At 62.1% G+C, this 16,288-nt stretch carries 15 protein-coding genes; 7 read left to right on the top strand and 8 right to left on the bottom strand.

The window, feature by feature from the left end:
- Nucleotides 1-395: 395 nt before the first annotated feature.
- The 3 genes from JMY28_RS11245 to JMY28_RS11235 all read right to left on the bottom strand — a co-directional run bounded on the left by JMY28_RS11245 (nt 396) and on the right by JMY28_RS11235 (nt 1,723).
- Nucleotides 396-818: a hypothetical protein gene (locus JMY28_RS11245; RefSeq protein ID WP_201695970.1), complete on the bottom strand. Its 423-nt coding sequence runs from the start codon at nt 816-818 to the stop codon at nt 396-398.
- Between the two features lie 233 nt (nt 819-1,051).
- Nucleotides 1,052-1,249, bottom strand: coding sequence for a hypothetical protein (locus JMY28_RS11240; protein WP_201695969.1), 198 nt, complete (start codon nt 1,247-1,249; stop codon nt 1,052-1,054).
- An 87-nt stretch (nt 1,250-1,336) separates the two neighbouring features.
- Entirely contained in the window at nt 1,337-1,723 is a 387-nt protein-coding gene (locus JMY28_RS11235) for a hypothetical protein (protein WP_201695968.1), read from the bottom strand.
- A gap of 307 nt (nt 1,724-2,030) precedes the next feature.
- On the opposite strand from JMY28_RS11235, the gene JMY28_RS11230 reads away from it, so the two are divergent.
- From JMY28_RS11230 to JMY28_RS11200, 7 genes are all read left to right on the top strand, one after another.
- Entirely contained in the window at nt 2,031-3,686 is a 1,656-nt protein-coding gene (locus JMY28_RS11230; protein ID WP_236596792.1) for a diguanylate cyclase domain-containing protein, read from the top strand.
- A 301-nt stretch (nt 3,687-3,987) separates the two neighbouring features.
- On the top strand, nt 3,988-5,094 hold the full coding sequence (locus JMY28_RS11225) for an acyltransferase family protein (RefSeq protein ID WP_201695965.1): 1,107 nt from the start codon (nt 3,988-3,990) through the stop codon (nt 5,092-5,094).
- A gap of 292 nt (nt 5,095-5,386) precedes the next feature.
- Complete coding sequence (locus JMY28_RS11220) at nt 5,387-6,364, top strand: LysR family transcriptional regulator (RefSeq protein ID WP_201695964.1); 978 nt, start codon at nt 5,387-5,389, stop codon at nt 6,362-6,364.
- The gene (locus JMY28_RS11215; RefSeq protein ID WP_201695963.1) at nt 6,364-7,833 is read left to right on the top strand and encodes a flavin-containing monooxygenase; all 1,470 of its coding nucleotides are present in this window, start codon (nt 6,364-6,366) and stop codon (nt 7,831-7,833) included. Before JMY28_RS11220 ends, JMY28_RS11215 begins: the two co-directional genes overlap by 1 nt.
- A gap of 34 nt (nt 7,834-7,867) precedes the next feature.
- A complete protein-coding gene (locus JMY28_RS11210) occupies nt 7,868-8,383 on the top strand; it encodes a CMD domain-containing protein (protein WP_201695962.1) in 516 nt (171 codons plus the stop codon).
- Nucleotides 8,380-8,979 (top strand): peroxidase-related enzyme, encoded by a 600-nt coding sequence (locus tag JMY28_RS11205; RefSeq protein ID WP_201695961.1) that lies wholly within the window; start codon nt 8,380-8,382, stop codon nt 8,977-8,979. Before JMY28_RS11210 ends, JMY28_RS11205 begins: the two co-directional genes overlap by 4 nt.
- Before the next feature lie 46 nt (nt 8,980-9,025).
- The gene (locus tag JMY28_RS11200; RefSeq protein ID WP_201695959.1) at nt 9,026-10,330 is read left to right on the top strand and encodes an MFS transporter; all 1,305 of its coding nucleotides are present in this window, start codon (nt 9,026-9,028) and stop codon (nt 10,328-10,330) included.
- Between the two features lie 83 nt (nt 10,331-10,413).
- On the opposite strand, the gene JMY28_RS11195 is transcribed toward JMY28_RS11200, so the two are convergent.
- The 5 genes from JMY28_RS11195 to JMY28_RS11175 all read right to left on the bottom strand — a co-directional run bounded on the left by JMY28_RS11195 (nt 10,414) and on the right by JMY28_RS11175 (nt 16,223).
- Nucleotides 10,414-10,881, bottom strand: coding sequence for a septal ring lytic transglycosylase RlpA family protein (locus tag JMY28_RS11195; RefSeq protein ID WP_236596791.1), 468 nt, complete (start codon nt 10,879-10,881; stop codon nt 10,414-10,416).
- Nucleotides 10,882-11,096: 215 nt separating this feature from the next.
- Complete coding sequence (locus tag JMY28_RS11190) at nt 11,097-11,402, bottom strand: DUF4148 domain-containing protein (protein WP_201695958.1); 306 nt, start codon at nt 11,400-11,402, stop codon at nt 11,097-11,099.
- Nucleotides 11,403-11,498: 96 nt separating this feature from the next.
- A complete protein-coding gene (locus JMY28_RS11185) occupies nt 11,499-11,684 on the bottom strand; it encodes a hypothetical protein (RefSeq protein WP_201695956.1) in 186 nt (61 codons plus the stop codon).
- A gap of 430 nt (nt 11,685-12,114) precedes the next feature.
- Nucleotides 12,115-15,447 (bottom strand): AAA family ATPase, encoded by a 3,333-nt coding sequence (locus tag JMY28_RS11180; RefSeq protein WP_201695955.1) that lies wholly within the window; start codon nt 15,445-15,447, stop codon nt 12,115-12,117.
- Between the two features lie 50 nt (nt 15,448-15,497).
- Nucleotides 15,498-16,223: a haloacid dehalogenase type II gene (locus tag JMY28_RS11175; protein WP_201695954.1), complete on the bottom strand. Its 726-nt coding sequence runs from the start codon at nt 16,221-16,223 to the stop codon at nt 15,498-15,500.
- Nucleotides 16,224-16,288: the final 65 nt, after the last annotated feature.

The following is a 16,288-nucleotide window of genomic DNA, read 5'->3' as shown; positions in this document are numbered from 1 at the left end:
CTGGTCGACGCCTCACGCGAGCGTGCGCGTCAACCAGGGCAGGAATCGGACATTTCTAATGAGCCAGAACCGGACATTTCAAAAAAGCCCTAACATTAAAAATGTCGATAATTTTCATTATGTAAAATACGAAACACTCAAATATTCCTGTTGCGAATGCGGCTTGCTGCCAACTTCGCCACGCGTCGCTGCTGACCGAGGAAAGTCAGACGCGATAATCTGCTGCCATCGGCCCGTTGCCAACCTCCAACTCTTCGGGTCATTCATAGCGACTACGCGCCGCTCCGGCGGCGCGTTCGCCTATTAAAACAGGACTACCACTGGGAAGTGTTCTGCTTCCCCAGGCCACGCTATTCGTTCGGACAGAGGGCTTAACCTCGTACGGTCGGGCACCGTCATTGCGAATGCCCACCTGACTCTCGACGCGCTGGGAGCGACGATGCGGCGGCGCCGTCGGTCCCAGCACAAGGAGATAGCGTCTCAAGCCGATCGAGACGACCAAGCAGATCCTTTGCCTGCTTTTCAATGTGCATGGGTAGCAAAGGCATTGCCAGAATGGCGCGAAGCCTCGTCCGCCAGTAGCTCAGGCTAATCACCGTCCCGATCTCCGCGGCGCGAACGCTGTCGGCCGAATGCTCGAGATGGCTTAATACGTTCCTGATATGCGCCAGATCCCGTTCGGCAAATTCGCTGCTCACAATTGATTCCCTGTTCGTTGTGTCCACATCGTTCTTATACGCACTACTCTTCTCCTGCATCGGAGTCACCTGCTGTGCACCCGACGCACTCAACGCCGTGACCGGGTTCGTTGCCACCATTCATGATGATCGAGGTTGCGCAGAAGCTCAGCCCGACGCCTCTCACGCAGGTAGTGCGCGGTCACGCCAACCACGGCAACAACAAGCACGATAGTGCCGGTCGCCATACCCAGCCAGGTTTGGTCCACGACAGTCTCCTCAGTTAGTTCCGGGGTAACCGCTTCATGACGCAGGCGGCGCGCATCACAAATACAGGTCGCGCTCGTGGCAGGCCCTCGACCAGGAGCCTGCGCTCAGCGCGCCCGGGCAATGGCACGCAACATTGCCTCGCCTCGCGGGGTCACGCGAGGCATCGTCCGGCCCGCATCGGGCTGCTCGAGCGCAATCAACTCAAGTGCGCGAAGCACGCCAACTTCCTCGCGCCCAGCGTCCATCCGCTCAGGGGCATCCTTCACGAGCATCAACGTGGCAAGTTCGTGGGGGCTCAGCATGGCGCTCCCTGGCATCGGGCCATTTAGAAAGAGATCGGTATCCAGCGGCGATCCGGTGCGCAATGGCGCTCCGGACAGCGCGCGACATTAGCGCGACGGACTTCGCCGTCTGGGAGACATGGATTCCGTATCCTTGCTCGGGATGTCGTGCAAGGCGACATAACCCTCAAGGGCAAGCCGATTGAGCGAGGTTGACGTTTGCAGCGTCATTTCGAGCACGGCGCTGGGCGACGCGACGAACTGATCGGCGAACAGCGGCAACCCGACGGCCCGATTCCCGGCACGCGGCCCCCGCGTCTGCGGCGGCAGGATGCCGTCCCGGGTGTTCTGCGTGCCGGTGAGTCGAGCGCTGTACATCGCGAGATTCAACCGCGTGAGTTCGCTGAAACCGGCAACCATATGACCGGCCAGGACTGGGAACGCAGCCGCACAGGCTGCGGTAGTGGCAAACAACTTCTCTTGAGGACTGCTCACGAATTGGCTCCAGGTGCTCACCAACAGGCGTGGCCGCTGCCACTGCGGCCGATCGTCCGCACGCCGTCGCCCGCAACCCGCGCGACGCCCGCCGAACAATCTAGAGACTTTATTCTAACTTTGTTAAATCCGCGCCACTGGCGCTTCTTGATGGGGGGTTTCCCCTATATGCGAAAACGCGCTGGCAGGCGTCTACGCTATGACACCCGATCGATCTGCTGTGCCTGCCCCCCTCAAAACCGGTGTGCTCGCAACGTCGCGCCCTATCTTATGGAGCCGCCGTGACTGCCCCGTGACCAGTACGTCCGTGCTGTTTCGCAAATGGCCATCAACTTCCGGACGAGGCTGCCGTTATAACGGTGCAGCAAAGACGAGGGGCGAGGCCCCACCTACTATCGAGGTCGTGTTGACGCGCCAAAGCGTCAGCCAGCAGCCAGTAAGGCTCGCGCAAGAAACGGGGCCGGACGTGAGCAGACTGCAGACAATTCTCAGGCGGAGCCGGCCGGCTGGCACCGAAAGAGGCGACGTGCCGCGTTGGGCGCTCATCCTGCTGCCCGCGCTGACCGTGCTGATCCTGGCCGTACTGTGGGTCACCATCCTCGAGAGACTGCGCCTCGAAAAAGACGCTGCGCTTAACAATGCGCGCGTCGCGGCGGGAACGGCGGCGAGCGCGCTGGCAACGCACACGCTCAAAACGATCCACGACGTCGACGAGATCGCGCTGCTCATCAAGTTCGGGTATGAGAACTCGCCCACGACGTTCGATCTCAAGAAGTACCAGTCTTACGGACTGGTCACGGCTGACACCGCGTTGCAGGTGACGGTTGTGGGCGCAAACGGACGCGTGATCGTTTCGACGATTCCGTTTTCCGGCGAAGTCGACTTGAGTGACCGCGAGCATTTCCGCATGCATCGCGAGCGCGCAGATGTCGGGCTCTATCTCAGCCAACCGGTCGTCGGCCGGATCTCGCATCAGACGTCGGTCCAGGCGACACGTCGCATCAACCGCCCAGACGGCAGCTTCGGCGGCGTCGTGGTCGTATCGGAAAACCCGGCGTGGCTCACCGACGGCTTCTATAGTGCTGCGCTGGGCGAGCACGGCATGATCGCGGTGTTGAGCCGCCGTGGCTTCATGCTTTCGCGCCGAGCAGGCGATGCACCCAGCCGCACGGGCGACGCATCGCCAAGCGGCTACCTCGGTGTGCGCACTGCCATCGGAGCATCCCCTGATCCGATCGACCATGTCGAGCGCATCGTCTCGACCCGAGAGATCAAGCAGTATGGACTGACGGTCGTAGCAGGTCTGTCTGTTGCGGAAGCCCTCGACGACTACTGGAGGATGCGCCGTGTTTACCTGACTATGGCAACCGTCATTTCGGTAATTCTCGTGGGACTGTCGACGTGGATCACCGCACTGATCCTCGAACTGCTTAGGGGCAAAGAAGCGTTGCGGCAGCTCGCGCACACGGACGCTCTCACGGGCCTGTCGAATCGCGCCCGCATTATGGATCTACTCGCAGCGGTCATCGTGAGACCCGGTGCGGCCGGCCGTGTTGCTGTCATCTTTGTGGATCTCGACCGGTTCAAGGAGCTCAACGACACCTTCGGGCACCATCTGGGCGATGCGATCCTTGGCGAAATCGCGCGTCGTCTGACCGACGCGACGCAGGGCCGTGCACGGATTGGACGGTTGGGCGGCGACGAGTTTCTCGTCATCGTCGAAGACGATTGCGCGCGCGACGCCGCGTCGCAGATTGCCACCGGCATCACAGCTGCGCTGGAGGCGCCCTTCGACGTGCATGGCCGCAACTACAGCGTTCGAGCGAGTCTCGGCGTGGCGGTGCTGCAGCCGGGCGAGCGCGCATCCGATCTGGTCAAAACGGCGGACCGGGCGATGTATGACGCTAAGGAGCGCAACCGGGTGAATCGCGTGCCGTCGATGCCGGGTGCGCTTGCCGCGTGACGCGCCCGCAAGGCATCGTAAGCGCCGGGATTGCGAAATGAAAGCTTAGATATCCGAACAATTGTTTGTTTTTTGTAATATTCCTGCGGCTGGGCAGCGCCATCGGCCTATTGCAAGCGCTCGAGGCCGCGAAACAACCGGCTGGATGCAGCAACGCAAATCTGCAATGGGTGGTTCCGAACCGGTAAGGGCATTCCTTATATGCAAAATCGCTGGCTATGTTAATTAACGCACCAACCCCCGCTCCGTCGCACTCTATTTTGGCGAAGGACAGCAAGCAAAAAAACGTCAGGGCGGGGACATGGATACTACGAATACGAGCTCGAGATACGCCACGCTAGATGGCCTGCGCGGCATAGGCGCACTGTTTGTCCTCGTCCAGCATTTTTCTCTGATGTACCATTCACCAGTCTTTGCCCACGCCTATCTTGCAGTCGATCTATTCTTTGCGATGAGCGGCTTTGTCATTGGTAGTGCTTATGATAAGAAGATTATTTCGGGTTCCTTAAAGTTCCACCAATACCTCTTGCTACGGGTGGTTCGCCTGTATCCACTCTACCTTGCCGGTCTCGCGCTTGGCGTCATCGCCATGATGGTTCGCTTGCCGACGTCCTACTGGGCCGAGATTGCTTCGGCGCTTCCGGTAAGCGTGCTCATGCTGCCGAGCCATGTGGCACTGCCCACCTTCTACCCATGGCTAACGACCATTGATTTTAGCTACCCGCTGGATTTTCCGGCCTGGTCGCTATTCTTCGAGTTGATGGTGAGCCTGGGTTACGGGCTTTTCTTTCGCTTTCTGAGCACCCGAACGCTCTTCCTCATCATGTGCGTGTCGAGTGTCGGGCTCGGTATCGCCGCGTACACATCCACCCTCAACGGCGGCGCATTCTGGTCGTCGTTCTACCTGGGCTTCGCGCGCGTGGGCTATTCGTTTCCCGCCGGCCTGCTGCTATACCGCCACCGCCGCCCAGGACAATCCCACAATCATCTTGCGACGGTCGCCGTCCTCCTGACCGTAATCGGCCTGCTCTGCGTTTCGTGGCCTGCGGCTCATCAACACGCGTCCGATCTGTTTCTCGCGCTCGTCGTCCCACCCGCGCTGGTATGGGTGACGACCCGCGTGGAACCGCCCGCGCGGCTCCTGCGGCTTTGCGCCTTCTCCGGCATGGTTTCCTATGGCATCTATGCGATGCACGTGCCGTTCGAGATCATCGTGCAGGAGATCGTCTACCACATCCACGGGATTTCCCATCCAAGCGGCGTCACCGCGCTGTTACTGCTTCCCGGCGTCGTGCTGCTCGCGTGGGCCACCGACCGTTACTACGACACCCCCCTGCGCCGAGCCGTGCTCGCGCGCTCGCGTGGCCGGCGCGCGGCGGGGCCGGTCTCCAGCAATGCGCGCGCGTAGGCGTCGGAGACCGTCGCTCGAAGCGTGAGCGCAACTGCTCATTCAAGACGGCCGCCCTTCCCCGTAAGCGGCCCTGTGCCTGCCTCTCCGGAAAGGTCGCGACCAAGGTGCGCGACCGATCTTCCCAAGCGAAATCGCGAGCTTTGCGCGGTTGAGATCAGCCCCCACTAGGGCAAACCCCTCTTTCGCTGTTCGGGAATAACGATATAAAAATTCATTATTTGAAAAACACATTCTGGACGCTTCAGAATGCAGATTCTGAATTCTTGTACGCCCCGACACTAACCGGAAGATGGAACTACGCCAGCTCGAAGCCTTCGCCGCAGTGATCACGTCCGGTAGCGTCACCGCCGCCGGCCGCCTGCTGGGGCGCTCGCAGCCCGCGATCACGCGGCTGATACAGGAGCTCGAAACCGAGGTCGGGTATCCGTTGTTCACGCGCAATGGCCCGCGCGTCACGCCGACTGAGCAAGGCATCCTGCTCTATCAGGACGTCGAGCACGTGCTGACGGGACTGCATCAGATCCAGAAGCGCGCCGGCGAGATTGGCCGCGGCGAAACCCGGCCGCTGCGCATTGCCGCCACTTCCGCGCTCGCCGCTGGCCTCGTGCCCGTCGCGCTCGCGCGCACCGATTTCGCAGGCGCCGCGCAGACGATCCAATTGCGCAGCATGCCCCCCGAGCAGGTCGTGCACGATGTCCTCACGGGCGCGGCCGATATTGGCGTGGCGAGCCTGCCGCTAGAACACCGCGGCGTGGTCGTGCACTGGATCGGGCAATCCGCGTGCGTGGCGGCGCTGCGCGACGACGACCCCCTGGCGCGCCATGACCGGCTGCCGCTATCGGCCTGCGAGGGCCGGCGCATCGTCACCATGCAGAACCCCTATCGCTTGCGCCGCCGCCTCGACCATGCGTTCGCACAAGCAGACGTCACACCAGCCGGACTGATCGAAACGAATTCGTCGATGAACGCGCTGACCGCGGTTCGCGCCGGTCTCGGCATCTCGGTGCTCGAACCGGTCACGGCCTATGGCATGCCGCTTGCCGGCGTCGCGATCCGCACGATCGACGCCGACATTCCGTATTTCTTTGGCGTGATCTCGCGCGATGCCATCGCGCTGCCCCCCGTGGCGGCGACGCTCATCGGCGCGCTCGCCGACGCAGCCCGCGCCGTGCTGCCCGATTTCGCGCTGCGCGCGAGCGCCGAGCACGCTCAAGTCCTGCAGTCGCTGTATGGCGATCTGCCTGCCAACAAGGAATCTTTGCCGTAATGAATCCGACCACTCCATCGTCCGCAGGTCTTGCCGCGCTCGAAGCCCGCCTGCGCGAGGATCTCGCGTGGCTCGAACTGCCCGCGAAGCGCTGGATACCCGAACGCACCCTCGACGGCCGCTCCGTCATGAATGTAGCGATTGTGGGCGGCGGTATGGCCGGGCTTGCGCTGGCCGCCGCGCTCGGCCATCTCGGCATCGACGCCGTTATCTACGATCAGTCGCCGCGCGGTTTCGAAGGCCCATGGGCCACCACGGCGCGCATGGAAACACTACGTTCTCCGAAGCAGCTCACGGGCCCCGCCCTCGGCCTGCCCTCGCTCACGTTCCGCGCGTGGTTCGAAGCACAGTTCGGCGTAGAGGCGTGGGATGCGCTCGACAAGATCCCGCGCCTGCAATGGATGGACTATCTGCGCTGGTATCGCGACGTACTCGATATCGACGTGCGTAACGAACACAGGGTCACCGCAATCACGCCACGCGCGGACGGCAGCGTCGCGCTGTCTGTGACGAGCCCCGCTGGCAGCGAGACCGTCGTCGCGCGCCATGTCGTCCTCGCGACGGGCCGCGACGGCCTGGGCGGCCCGTCCGTGCCTGCATTCGTGCGTGATGTGCCGCGCCGCTTCTATGCCCACTCGTCCGATGTGTTGGACTACGGCACGCTGCGCGGCAAGCGCGTCGGTGTCATCGGCGCGGGTGCGTCGGCAATGGACAGCGCCGCAACCGCGCTCGAAGCGGGTGCGGCCTCGGTCGATCTGCTGATTCGCCGCGCGGACATCCCGCGTATCAACAAAGGCAAAGGCGCAGGGAATCCGGGCCTCACGCACGGCCATGTCGCGCTGTCCGACGACTGGAAGTGGCGCATCCGCCACTACATCAACGTGCAGCAGGTGCCGCCGCCGCGCGGCAGTACGCTGCGCGTGTCACGCCATGCCAACGCTCGATTCAACCTCGGTGCGCCGGTCATCGGCATCGAGCAGGTGGACGACGAACTTTACGTAAGCACACCGAAGGGTGTCTTCGTACTGGACTTCCTGGTGTTCGCAACCGGCTTCCGTATCGATCTGGCGAGCCGCCCGGAATTCGCGCCGTTCGCACGCCACGTGCGTGCGTGGAAAGACCGCTACGCGTCGCCCGCAGGCGACGATGACATCGAGCTTGCCGATTCGCCCGACCTCGGACCGGCCTTCGAGTTTCAGGAAAAGACTCCCGGCGCGTGCCCCGGACTCGAGCGCATTCATTGCTTTTGCGCACCAGCGACGCTCTCGCACGGCGCGCTGTCGGGCGACATCCCCGCTGTCAGCGAAGGCGCGAAGCGGCTCGCGCAGGGGCTTGCCGCGACGTTCTATCGTGAGGATGTCGAACTGCATTACGCCAACATGGCGGCTTTCGCCGAGCCGGAAGTCGAAGGCGACGAATGGACGCCCGCTCCACCGCCCCCGGCACTCGCCGAGCGCGAAGCGAAATGAGCGTGTGTGAATCTGCAGTTTTCCGGACTTGACCATGACATACGACACTAACGACGACATTATCGATCGCGTCGCCAGCCTGGCGGCCGACTCGGCCACGCATGCGTTACGGCACCAGCGCGCCAAGGTGGTGGAAGCGACCCAGGGCAGCTACGACGCGCTGTTCGATCCCGTACTCGGCGGCCTCACGCTTGTCGAGCGATTGCTCGTCGCGCTCTACGCGAGCCGCCTGGCACCCTCCCCGGCGCTCGTTGCCCACTACCGCGCCGAACTGGCTGCACACGAAGTCGATGCGGCGACGCTCGCCGCCGTGCAAACGGGTGCGCCGGAGGATCTCTCTGCGCCGCGCCTGCGCACAATCCTCGCGTTCACGCGTACGCTGATCGAAAATCCGGTCGCTGGCGACAAGGCCGCGCTGCAGACGCTGCCCGCCGCCGGATTGACGACGCCCGCCGTCGTCGCGCTCGCCCAGCTGATCGCCTTTCTGTCGTACCAGACGCGCCTCGTCGCGGGACTGCAAGCCCTCAAGCAGCTGGAGCGCTCATCATGAACGACATCATCCGTTCGCACGGCTTTACCAACGAATCCCTGGAATGGGACGCGTGGCTCGACGTTGTCGATCTCGACCACGCCACCACGGAGCAGATCGCCGTTCTCGAAGAAAGCCATCCCAAGGCAAAAATCTCGGACTACTACCGATTTCTCGTTCACCAGCCCGAAATCCTGCGACAGCGCTCCGCCGCGTTCAACGCGATCATGTACGCACCCGGCGGTTTGCCTCGCGCGGAGCGGGAACTTTCGACCACTGTTGTTTCGCGGCTCAACGGCTGTGTGTATTGCGCGTCGGTGCATGCCCAGCGTTTCGAGCAGCTCGCCAAGCGCAACGATGTTATCCGCCAGGTGTTCGCCGATCCTCACAGCGCCGGTACGACAAAGCGCGAAGAGGCGATCGCGCGTTTCTCGGCTGCGCTGACCGAGCACCCGAACGAGATCGATGCAGGCCAGTTGCGCGAATTGCGCGAGGCCGGTCTAACGGACGCCGAAATTCTCGACCTGATCCATTCGATCGCCATTTTCGCGTGGGCGAACCGGCTGATGCTCAATCTCGGCGAACCTGTGTTCCCCGAAATGGCACCCGCCTCTTGACCGAACCATGCTGGACCGTCCTTCAACCAATACCCGGGAATAGCCGATGGGCACTCAACCAGGCATCAAGCCCGTCATCGTGGCCGCCGTGCTGGCCAATGCGATGGAGTGGTTCGATTTCACCATCTTCGCAGCGATGACGCCGATCATCAGCAAGCTGTTCTTTCCGGCCTCGCACGGCGTAGCGAGCGCGGATCTGAACGCGATCTTGCTGACCACGGCCCTCTTCGGCGCGGGCTTTTTCATGCGGCCCGTGGGCGGCCTTCTCCTCGGCCTTTACGGCGATACGTATGGCCGCAAGGCGGCCATGACGCTCGGCATGGGCATCATGGCGCTTGCCGCCGCGATCATGACCTTCGCGCCGACCTATGCGACCGCCGGTCTCGCGGCACCGCTCCTGATGCTCGTGGCCCGGCTTCTGCAAGGGTTCTCGATAGGCGGTGAATTCGGCACTTCGACGGCGTTCCTGATCGAACTGGCGCCGCCGAATCGCACTGGCTTTTACGGCTCGTGGCAGATGAGCGGACAACTCATGTCGACGATGCTGGGCGCCGCGCTCGGCATGGTGGTCACGCAGGCGTTCACGCCCGAGCAGCAGCTCGCGGGCGCCTGGCGCATCCCGTTCGCGGTGGGCCTGCTCATTGCGCCGCTGACCATCTACCTGCGCCGCCACGCAAGCGAAACCTATGCACGCATCCACGCAGCGCCGCGTGTCCGAGCGACGGAGGCGGCCGCCGTCAAGCGTGGACTGTCCGACTATCTGATCGGCATGGGCATGGTGGTGGCGAGCACCGTCACGTTCTACGTCACGTTCGGCTACACCGTCACCTACGCGAAGCAGGTTCTCAAGCTGCCCGTTTCGGAAAGCTTCATGGTGCAAATGATCGCGGCCATCGTCATGCTGATCGTCACGCCGATCGCGGGCGCGCTATCCGACCGCTACGACCGCAAGACACTGCTGGTCGCCTCGCTGGGCGCTTACCTGGTTGCGATCTATCCGCTCTATGCGTGGGTCGTGGCGGCGCCGTCCGTCCCCCGGCTCCTGGTCACGCAGATTGTGATTGGCGTGCTGAGCGCGACCTTCCTTGGCGTCTATTGCACGACGCTTGCCGAAATGTTCCCCAAGCGCACGCGTGCGACGTCGCTCGCCGTGGTCAATAATGTCGTTGTCCTGATTTTTGGCGGCTTTGCACAGACTTTCGTGACCTGGCTCATTGCGCTCACGGGCTCGCCGCTGGCGCCGGTGCTCTATGTGATGATCGGCATCGCGCTCAGTCTCGTAGCCGTCGTGGCGCTGAAGCCGAGCCATTTCAGGCAGCGCAGCGCAAACGCCGCTCAAACTGCCGGTTGATGCAGCGGGCTTTGGCAGGTTGAAGAGTGCGACGTCGAGGATTTTGCGACAGGAGCGTGGCGTGACTCGGACCACGCCTCGTTTCACCTTCCTGTCGTCAAGATTCCGCTGTCGTCCGGCGCTGTCTGTGCGTTTGCCGTGTCCTGCACACGTTCGATCTGCACTTGCATCGACCGTGCGTCCGTCAAGCCCAGGGTCTTCGCCGCGGCATAAGAGAGATCGATGATGCGGCCTTTGACATAGGGCCCGCGATCGTTGATGCGCACGACAACCGACTTTCCGGTTGCCAACGACCTGACGCGCACATAGCTGCCGAGCGGCAATGTGCGGTGCGCAGCCGTCAATGCGCCGGGATCAAAGCGTTCCCCGTTTGCGGTCTGATGCCCCTGGAATTTTTCCGCATACCATGACGCCTCGCCGGATTGCACCACCTCATGTCGCGCGCGACAGGAATCAGCGTTGCACACAGCCTGTTTGGGCGCGATTTGTCCGCAAGCCGCAAATAAGGCGCAGATTGCGGAAATTCCCACATAGCGGACTGATGACGTCATGGACCACATGCCAGTCAATGAGCGGTGTTAAGCGTTTTCAAAAAATTGTGCGCATTCCGCGTGCCCGGTCAAGCCTGGGCACGCGGGGCCAGAATGCTCGCAGCTTTTCAGATTTCACGCAATGGGCCTGAAAGTCCGGCCCTCATTTCGCGGCGTGTGACGAGCCCGAACAGAGCCCCCTCCATCCGGAGGAAGGGCTTCGTCAACCTAATGGCTTACTGACCGAAGTAAATCGGCTTCATGCCGTCGGCGGCCTTGGGCGCACCGGACGCTGACGCGCCGCCAACCATCCCGCCGTAACTGCTCCCGCCGTTCTGCGCGGCCACGCGCGCTTCAGCGGCCTGGATATCGGCCGGATAGTTTGTGTTGTCGCCGTCACCTGGGCGGTAGCCAGCCTGTTCCAGTTGCACGAGTTCGGCGCGGACCTGCTCGGGAGTCACGGCCGCGTTCGATTGCGCGAACGAAACAACCGGAGCAGATGCAATAATAAGGATAACGAATGTTTGACCAGGGGATTTCATGATGAGATACCTCTAACGATTGTCACATGGGGGGACAAGCCTTCTTGTTTGCACCAACAAGCCGCTTCACTTCACTCATTTCCTCCTGTATCGGTTTCATTTCCAGGCGTCGTATTCGTTTGCTCGCGGCGTCCTGCCTGAAGAACAGGCTGCTCCGTGATTGCGTTGCCACCATTCGTGGTGATCGAAGTTGCGCAGCAGATCAGCCCGCCGACGCTCACGAAGGTAGTGCGCCGCCACGCCAACCACAGCGATAACAAGCACGATCGTGCCGGCAGCCATACCCAGCCCCGTTTGGTCCACGTGAGCCTCCGCGGTTACGCCTCTGCGCTTCACAGGTCGTTGGACAAGCGTGGCAGTAGCGGTCGCCAACGGAGTTCTCCAGCACGCCGTCGACATACATGCCGACAGGGGCGCTATAGAGACTCGCGGCACACTATGCAGGTGTCATGCCATCCGGGCACGATCCGTGTAAAGCCCGTCCCAACGTGCATCGCGACGATGCTAGTTTGGGCGCGACCATCACTTGGCCGAATGGTGTTGGGGAATCGCCGACAGGCCGGGCAGCGTCGTTTGCGCGTCGAATTCGAGGTTGCAGGCCGTGGCGACTGCGAACCGGCATGGGCAGGCAGACGCTTCGGTGCTGGCCTGCCATGTGCTTCCCAGAGATACCGCGCCGAAGCGCTAACACCCGCAACTTCCGGTTCGTGCTCTATACGGGTGCCTCAAGCCATTGCCTGGCTTCTCGCAAGTCTGCCGTTGCGAAACCCTCGGTGAACGATTCATAAACAGGCGCGAGTATCTCCCGAGCCGCACGCACGCTTCCCTCTTCCGTATGAAGTTCCGCCAGGCTCAACGCCGCGCGAAGTTCGAGCGATCTGGCGCCCCTGCGACGAGCGATTGCCATGGCTTCGCTGAAATTCGCCTTTGCTGCATCGCGGTCCCCGCCTGCGACGCTCGAACGCCCCGCAGGAAGCAGCGACAACTCGCCTTTGAGCCGATATAACTCGGGCTCGTGATAGCGTTCGTCCGATGTTTCGCAAGCCGCGATTGCCTCGGCCAGCGCATGTTGCCCGGCGTCGCGCAAACCCGCCTTGGCGTAGGTTTGCGCCAACAATGCGAGAAAGTACGAGCGGCCAAGACGAGCGCCGGTCGCTTCATAGTCGGTGAGGCCACGACGCACTTGAGCAATACCCTCTTCCTTTTCTCCTGCCTCCGATAGCGCCCAGCCGTGGAGCATGGTCGCCCAGGCGAGAATCATGGGAAAGCCCTGCTCCGTTGCAAGGGCGATGGCGGCCTCGGCGCAGGCATAAGTTTGCGCAGCCTCGCGGCGCAATTGATGGAGCTCAGCCTTGAAAATGAGCGTTTGGCCGAGACTAACCAGATCGTGTATCGAGCGGGCGCGAGTGAGCGCTTGTTCAGCATGTCTTAACGCTGCGTCCGGGTAGCCCATATGCCAGAGAACGAGGCCCAGGCTGCCTTCGCCCACGCTGCGCGGATCCCGCCCGTGCGCAAAGACATCTTCATCGAGCTTCCCGGCGTCCTGCAGCAACGACGATTGCGCGAGGCCGGCAAGGTAGGCATGCGCAGCGGAGAGGTCTCCGAGCCTGAACAAGCTCATGCCGAGTAGATAATGCGCTTCCATGACTTGCGTGGGATTGTCCGCGCGCTCGGCCAGTTCGAGCAGCCGCTCGGCAATTTCTTTCGCCGTTTTATATTCCGCGCTCAACTGATAAAACATCCGCAGCCCGCTTTGAGCGCGGAACAGATGCGGCGTTTGCCCAGCCAGTCTGCACAGCTCCAACGCACGTGAGTAGGTCGCCTCCACGTCGCGCGAAGCCCATCCTCTCGCGGCCATCAAGACCGGCCCGATAGCAAGCCGTAACGCGAGTTCGCGATCGGCGCGTTCGGGCGTTTCTGGCAGGCCTGAGAGTAGATCCAGCGCCATCCCGAGCTGGCGAAGCGCCTCGGCGCTAGCCGAGCGCTGCCACGCCTGTTGACCGGCGCTGAGCAAATACTCGACCGCTTTCGGTACGTTTCCACTGACGCTATAGTGATGCGCGAGTTCGTTCCAGTAGTCCTTAAGACGCGCATGGAAAAGCGCTTCTATCGCCTGGCCGATGCGTTCGTGCAAAAGCCGGCGCCGCTCGGCCAGCATCGAGCTGCCTGCCACTTCCTGCGTCAATGCATGCTTGAAGCCGTATTCCATCTCCGGAAAAGCGGGTTGCTCGTAAATGAACTCCCCCGCTTCCAGACGTGACAAGCTCGCGTACAGCTCGTCGTCCGGCAGGTCGACGACACACTGGACAAGATTTGCCGGGAACGTTTTTCCAATTACCGCGAGCGTCTGCAACAACGCTTTGTCTGCGGCGTGCAGCCGGTCAATACGCGAAGCGAGCACGCCCTGCACCGTGGTCGGGATATGAAGTGCGACCGGTGCCGCTTCCATTCGGTAATGGCCAGGCTCCCCCACGAGGACGTGTTCTTCGGCCAAAGTTTGTACGACTTCTTCAATAAAAAACGGATTGCCTTCCGTTTTGTCGAGCACATGCTGCTTGACGCCAGAAAGCGTTCGATCGTCGCCGACGAGCGCGCTGATGAGGCCCTGCGCATCGGCACGATCCAGCGGTTCCAGCACCAGCTGCGCATACGCGCTGCGATTTCCCCAATCGTGCTGATACTCCGGGCGATAGTTCAGCAGCAACAGCAGGCGCGCACTCGATACGCGCTCAACCAGGTAAGCGAGGAAGGCTTGCGTCTCGCTGTCGAGCCACTGCAGGTCCTCGAACACCAGGACGACGGGTTCGTTCGCGCTTTCGCGCACGAAGAGTTGCGTGATGGCTTCGAACGTGCGGTCGCGCCGAATTTGCGAATCCATTTGCACGAGGGCCGGACTAGTTTCGCCGACCGCAAGCAAATGGAGCAAATAAGGCACTCCATCCTCGAGATTGCGTTCGAGGGAAAGCACCCGGCCCGTCACCTTTTCGCGGCTTCGCCGTTCGTCATCTTCGGAGGTGATCTGAAAGTAGTTCTTCAGCAATTCGATGAGTGGCAAATACGCGAACGACTTGCCATGCGAGACCGAGAACGTCTCCACCACGAGGCAGCCTTTTAGCGCCGAGCGTTTGAACTCATGAAAGAGCCGCGATTTCCCCACGCCCGCTTCGCCAACCACGCCGACGATGCTGTATTGCCCGGCTCGGGTCGCATCGAGCGCCTCGCGCAATGTCTGGAGTTCAGGCTCGCGTCCGACGAACCGCGCGAGCCCGCGCCGCTCGGCCACCTGAAGACGTGTGCGCAGCACGCCAGGCCCCTGCACCTCATACACGGCAAGCGGTTCGACCACGCCTTTGACCTGTGTCTGCCCTAAGGCCTTGAACTCGAAATAGCCCTCGGTCAACCTGTAGGTGGACTGGCTCACCAGTATCGATGCCGGCGTCGCAATGGCCTCCATGCGCGAGGCGACATGGATCGTGTTGCCGACAGGGTCATAGTCCGCTTGCAGGTCGTTCTTGTGGATCGAGCGCATGAGGACTTCGCCGGTGTGGACACCCACGCGTATCTGCAAGGGAATGCCGCGCTCGAGGCGAATGCGGTCACTATGACGGCGCATGGCCTGCTGCATTCTGAGTGCCGCATAGAGCGAGCGCTGCGGATGGTCCTCGTGCGCGATCGGCGCGCCAAACAAGGCCAGAATGCCGTCACCGAGCAATTTCGCTACAAAGCCCTCGTAATGGTGAACGGCCTCCATCATCAATTCGATGACGGGCGCGATCAGCCGGTGAGCCTCTTCCGGGTCCAGCCCGTATATGAGCGCTGTCGAGCCGGCCATGTCCGCAAACAATGCGGTAATCGTCTTACGTTCGCTGAGCGCTTTGCCGCGGGCTTCGAGGGCCGCCTGCGCGGCGTGGATCTGCTCGGCCAGGTGCGAAGGCGTGTAATCGACCGGGGATGGGAGCGACGCAGTGTGAGCGATGTGGGTGCCGCACTGCTCGCAAAATCTCGCGCCCTCGCGGCATTCGAAGCCACAATTTGTGCAGCGCATATAGCCCCTGATCTCGAGAGACGCCCTCCATGGCAATTACCATTAAAAGCTCAATCTATCGAGGCATCAAGCTGACTCGCAAGCTCGTTCAAATCGCCCACGACGAAATCCCACGCCTCGTCCGCTTTCAGGTCCGTCTTCTGATTGGGTCCGTGCTCGGTCGGCCGCACGACGAACGCGGTGGAAAGACCAAGCCGGCGCGCCGCGGCAAGGTCGCCGTTATGCGCCGCGACAAGGCACAGTTCGGCTGGCGCGAGACCCAGAATGTCCACCGTCTCGCTGTACACCTGCGGTGAGGGCTTGTAAGCGCGAACCACTTCGGCGCCGAGAATCGCGTCCCACGGCAAACCGGCGCGCTTCGCCATATCCACCATGAGCCGGATATTTCCGTTAGACAAAGGGGCGATGATGAATCGGCGTTTCAGACGGTTCAGCGCCCCGAGCGCATCCGGCCACGGATCGAGACGATGCCAGGCCAGGTTGAGTTCGTCGATCTCGGCGTCCGTCACCCCGGCAATGCCGCTACGCTCCAGCACCTTCACGAGGTTCTCGCGATGCAGAACGTCGAGGCGCACGTATGGCCGGCGCCCGCTGCGGATTTCCTCCATCGAGGGTGAATATTCGCGTCGCCAGGCGTCGGCGAACGCGAAAGCATCGAGGCTCGGCGCGTGGCGCTGCAGAAAAGCGCTGGCTTCCCTCGCGACACCGCTTCGCCAGTCCACAATGGTGCCGAAGACGTCGAATACGAGGGCCTTGATTTCGGTGGGGTTTGTCATAGGGGCCAGAATGGGCAGTGGATCGGAGGCCAACCGGCAAAGGCGGCGCAACGCTCATTGAAGCA

It is taken from the genome of Paraburkholderia hiiakae, from assembly GCF_904848665.1.
Lineage (GTDB): Bacteria > Pseudomonadota > Gammaproteobacteria > Burkholderiales > Burkholderiaceae > Paraburkholderia > Paraburkholderia hiiakae.
The sequence above is the reverse complement of the archived record's forward strand: the minus strand, read 5'-3'. Positions and strand labels throughout refer to the sequence as shown.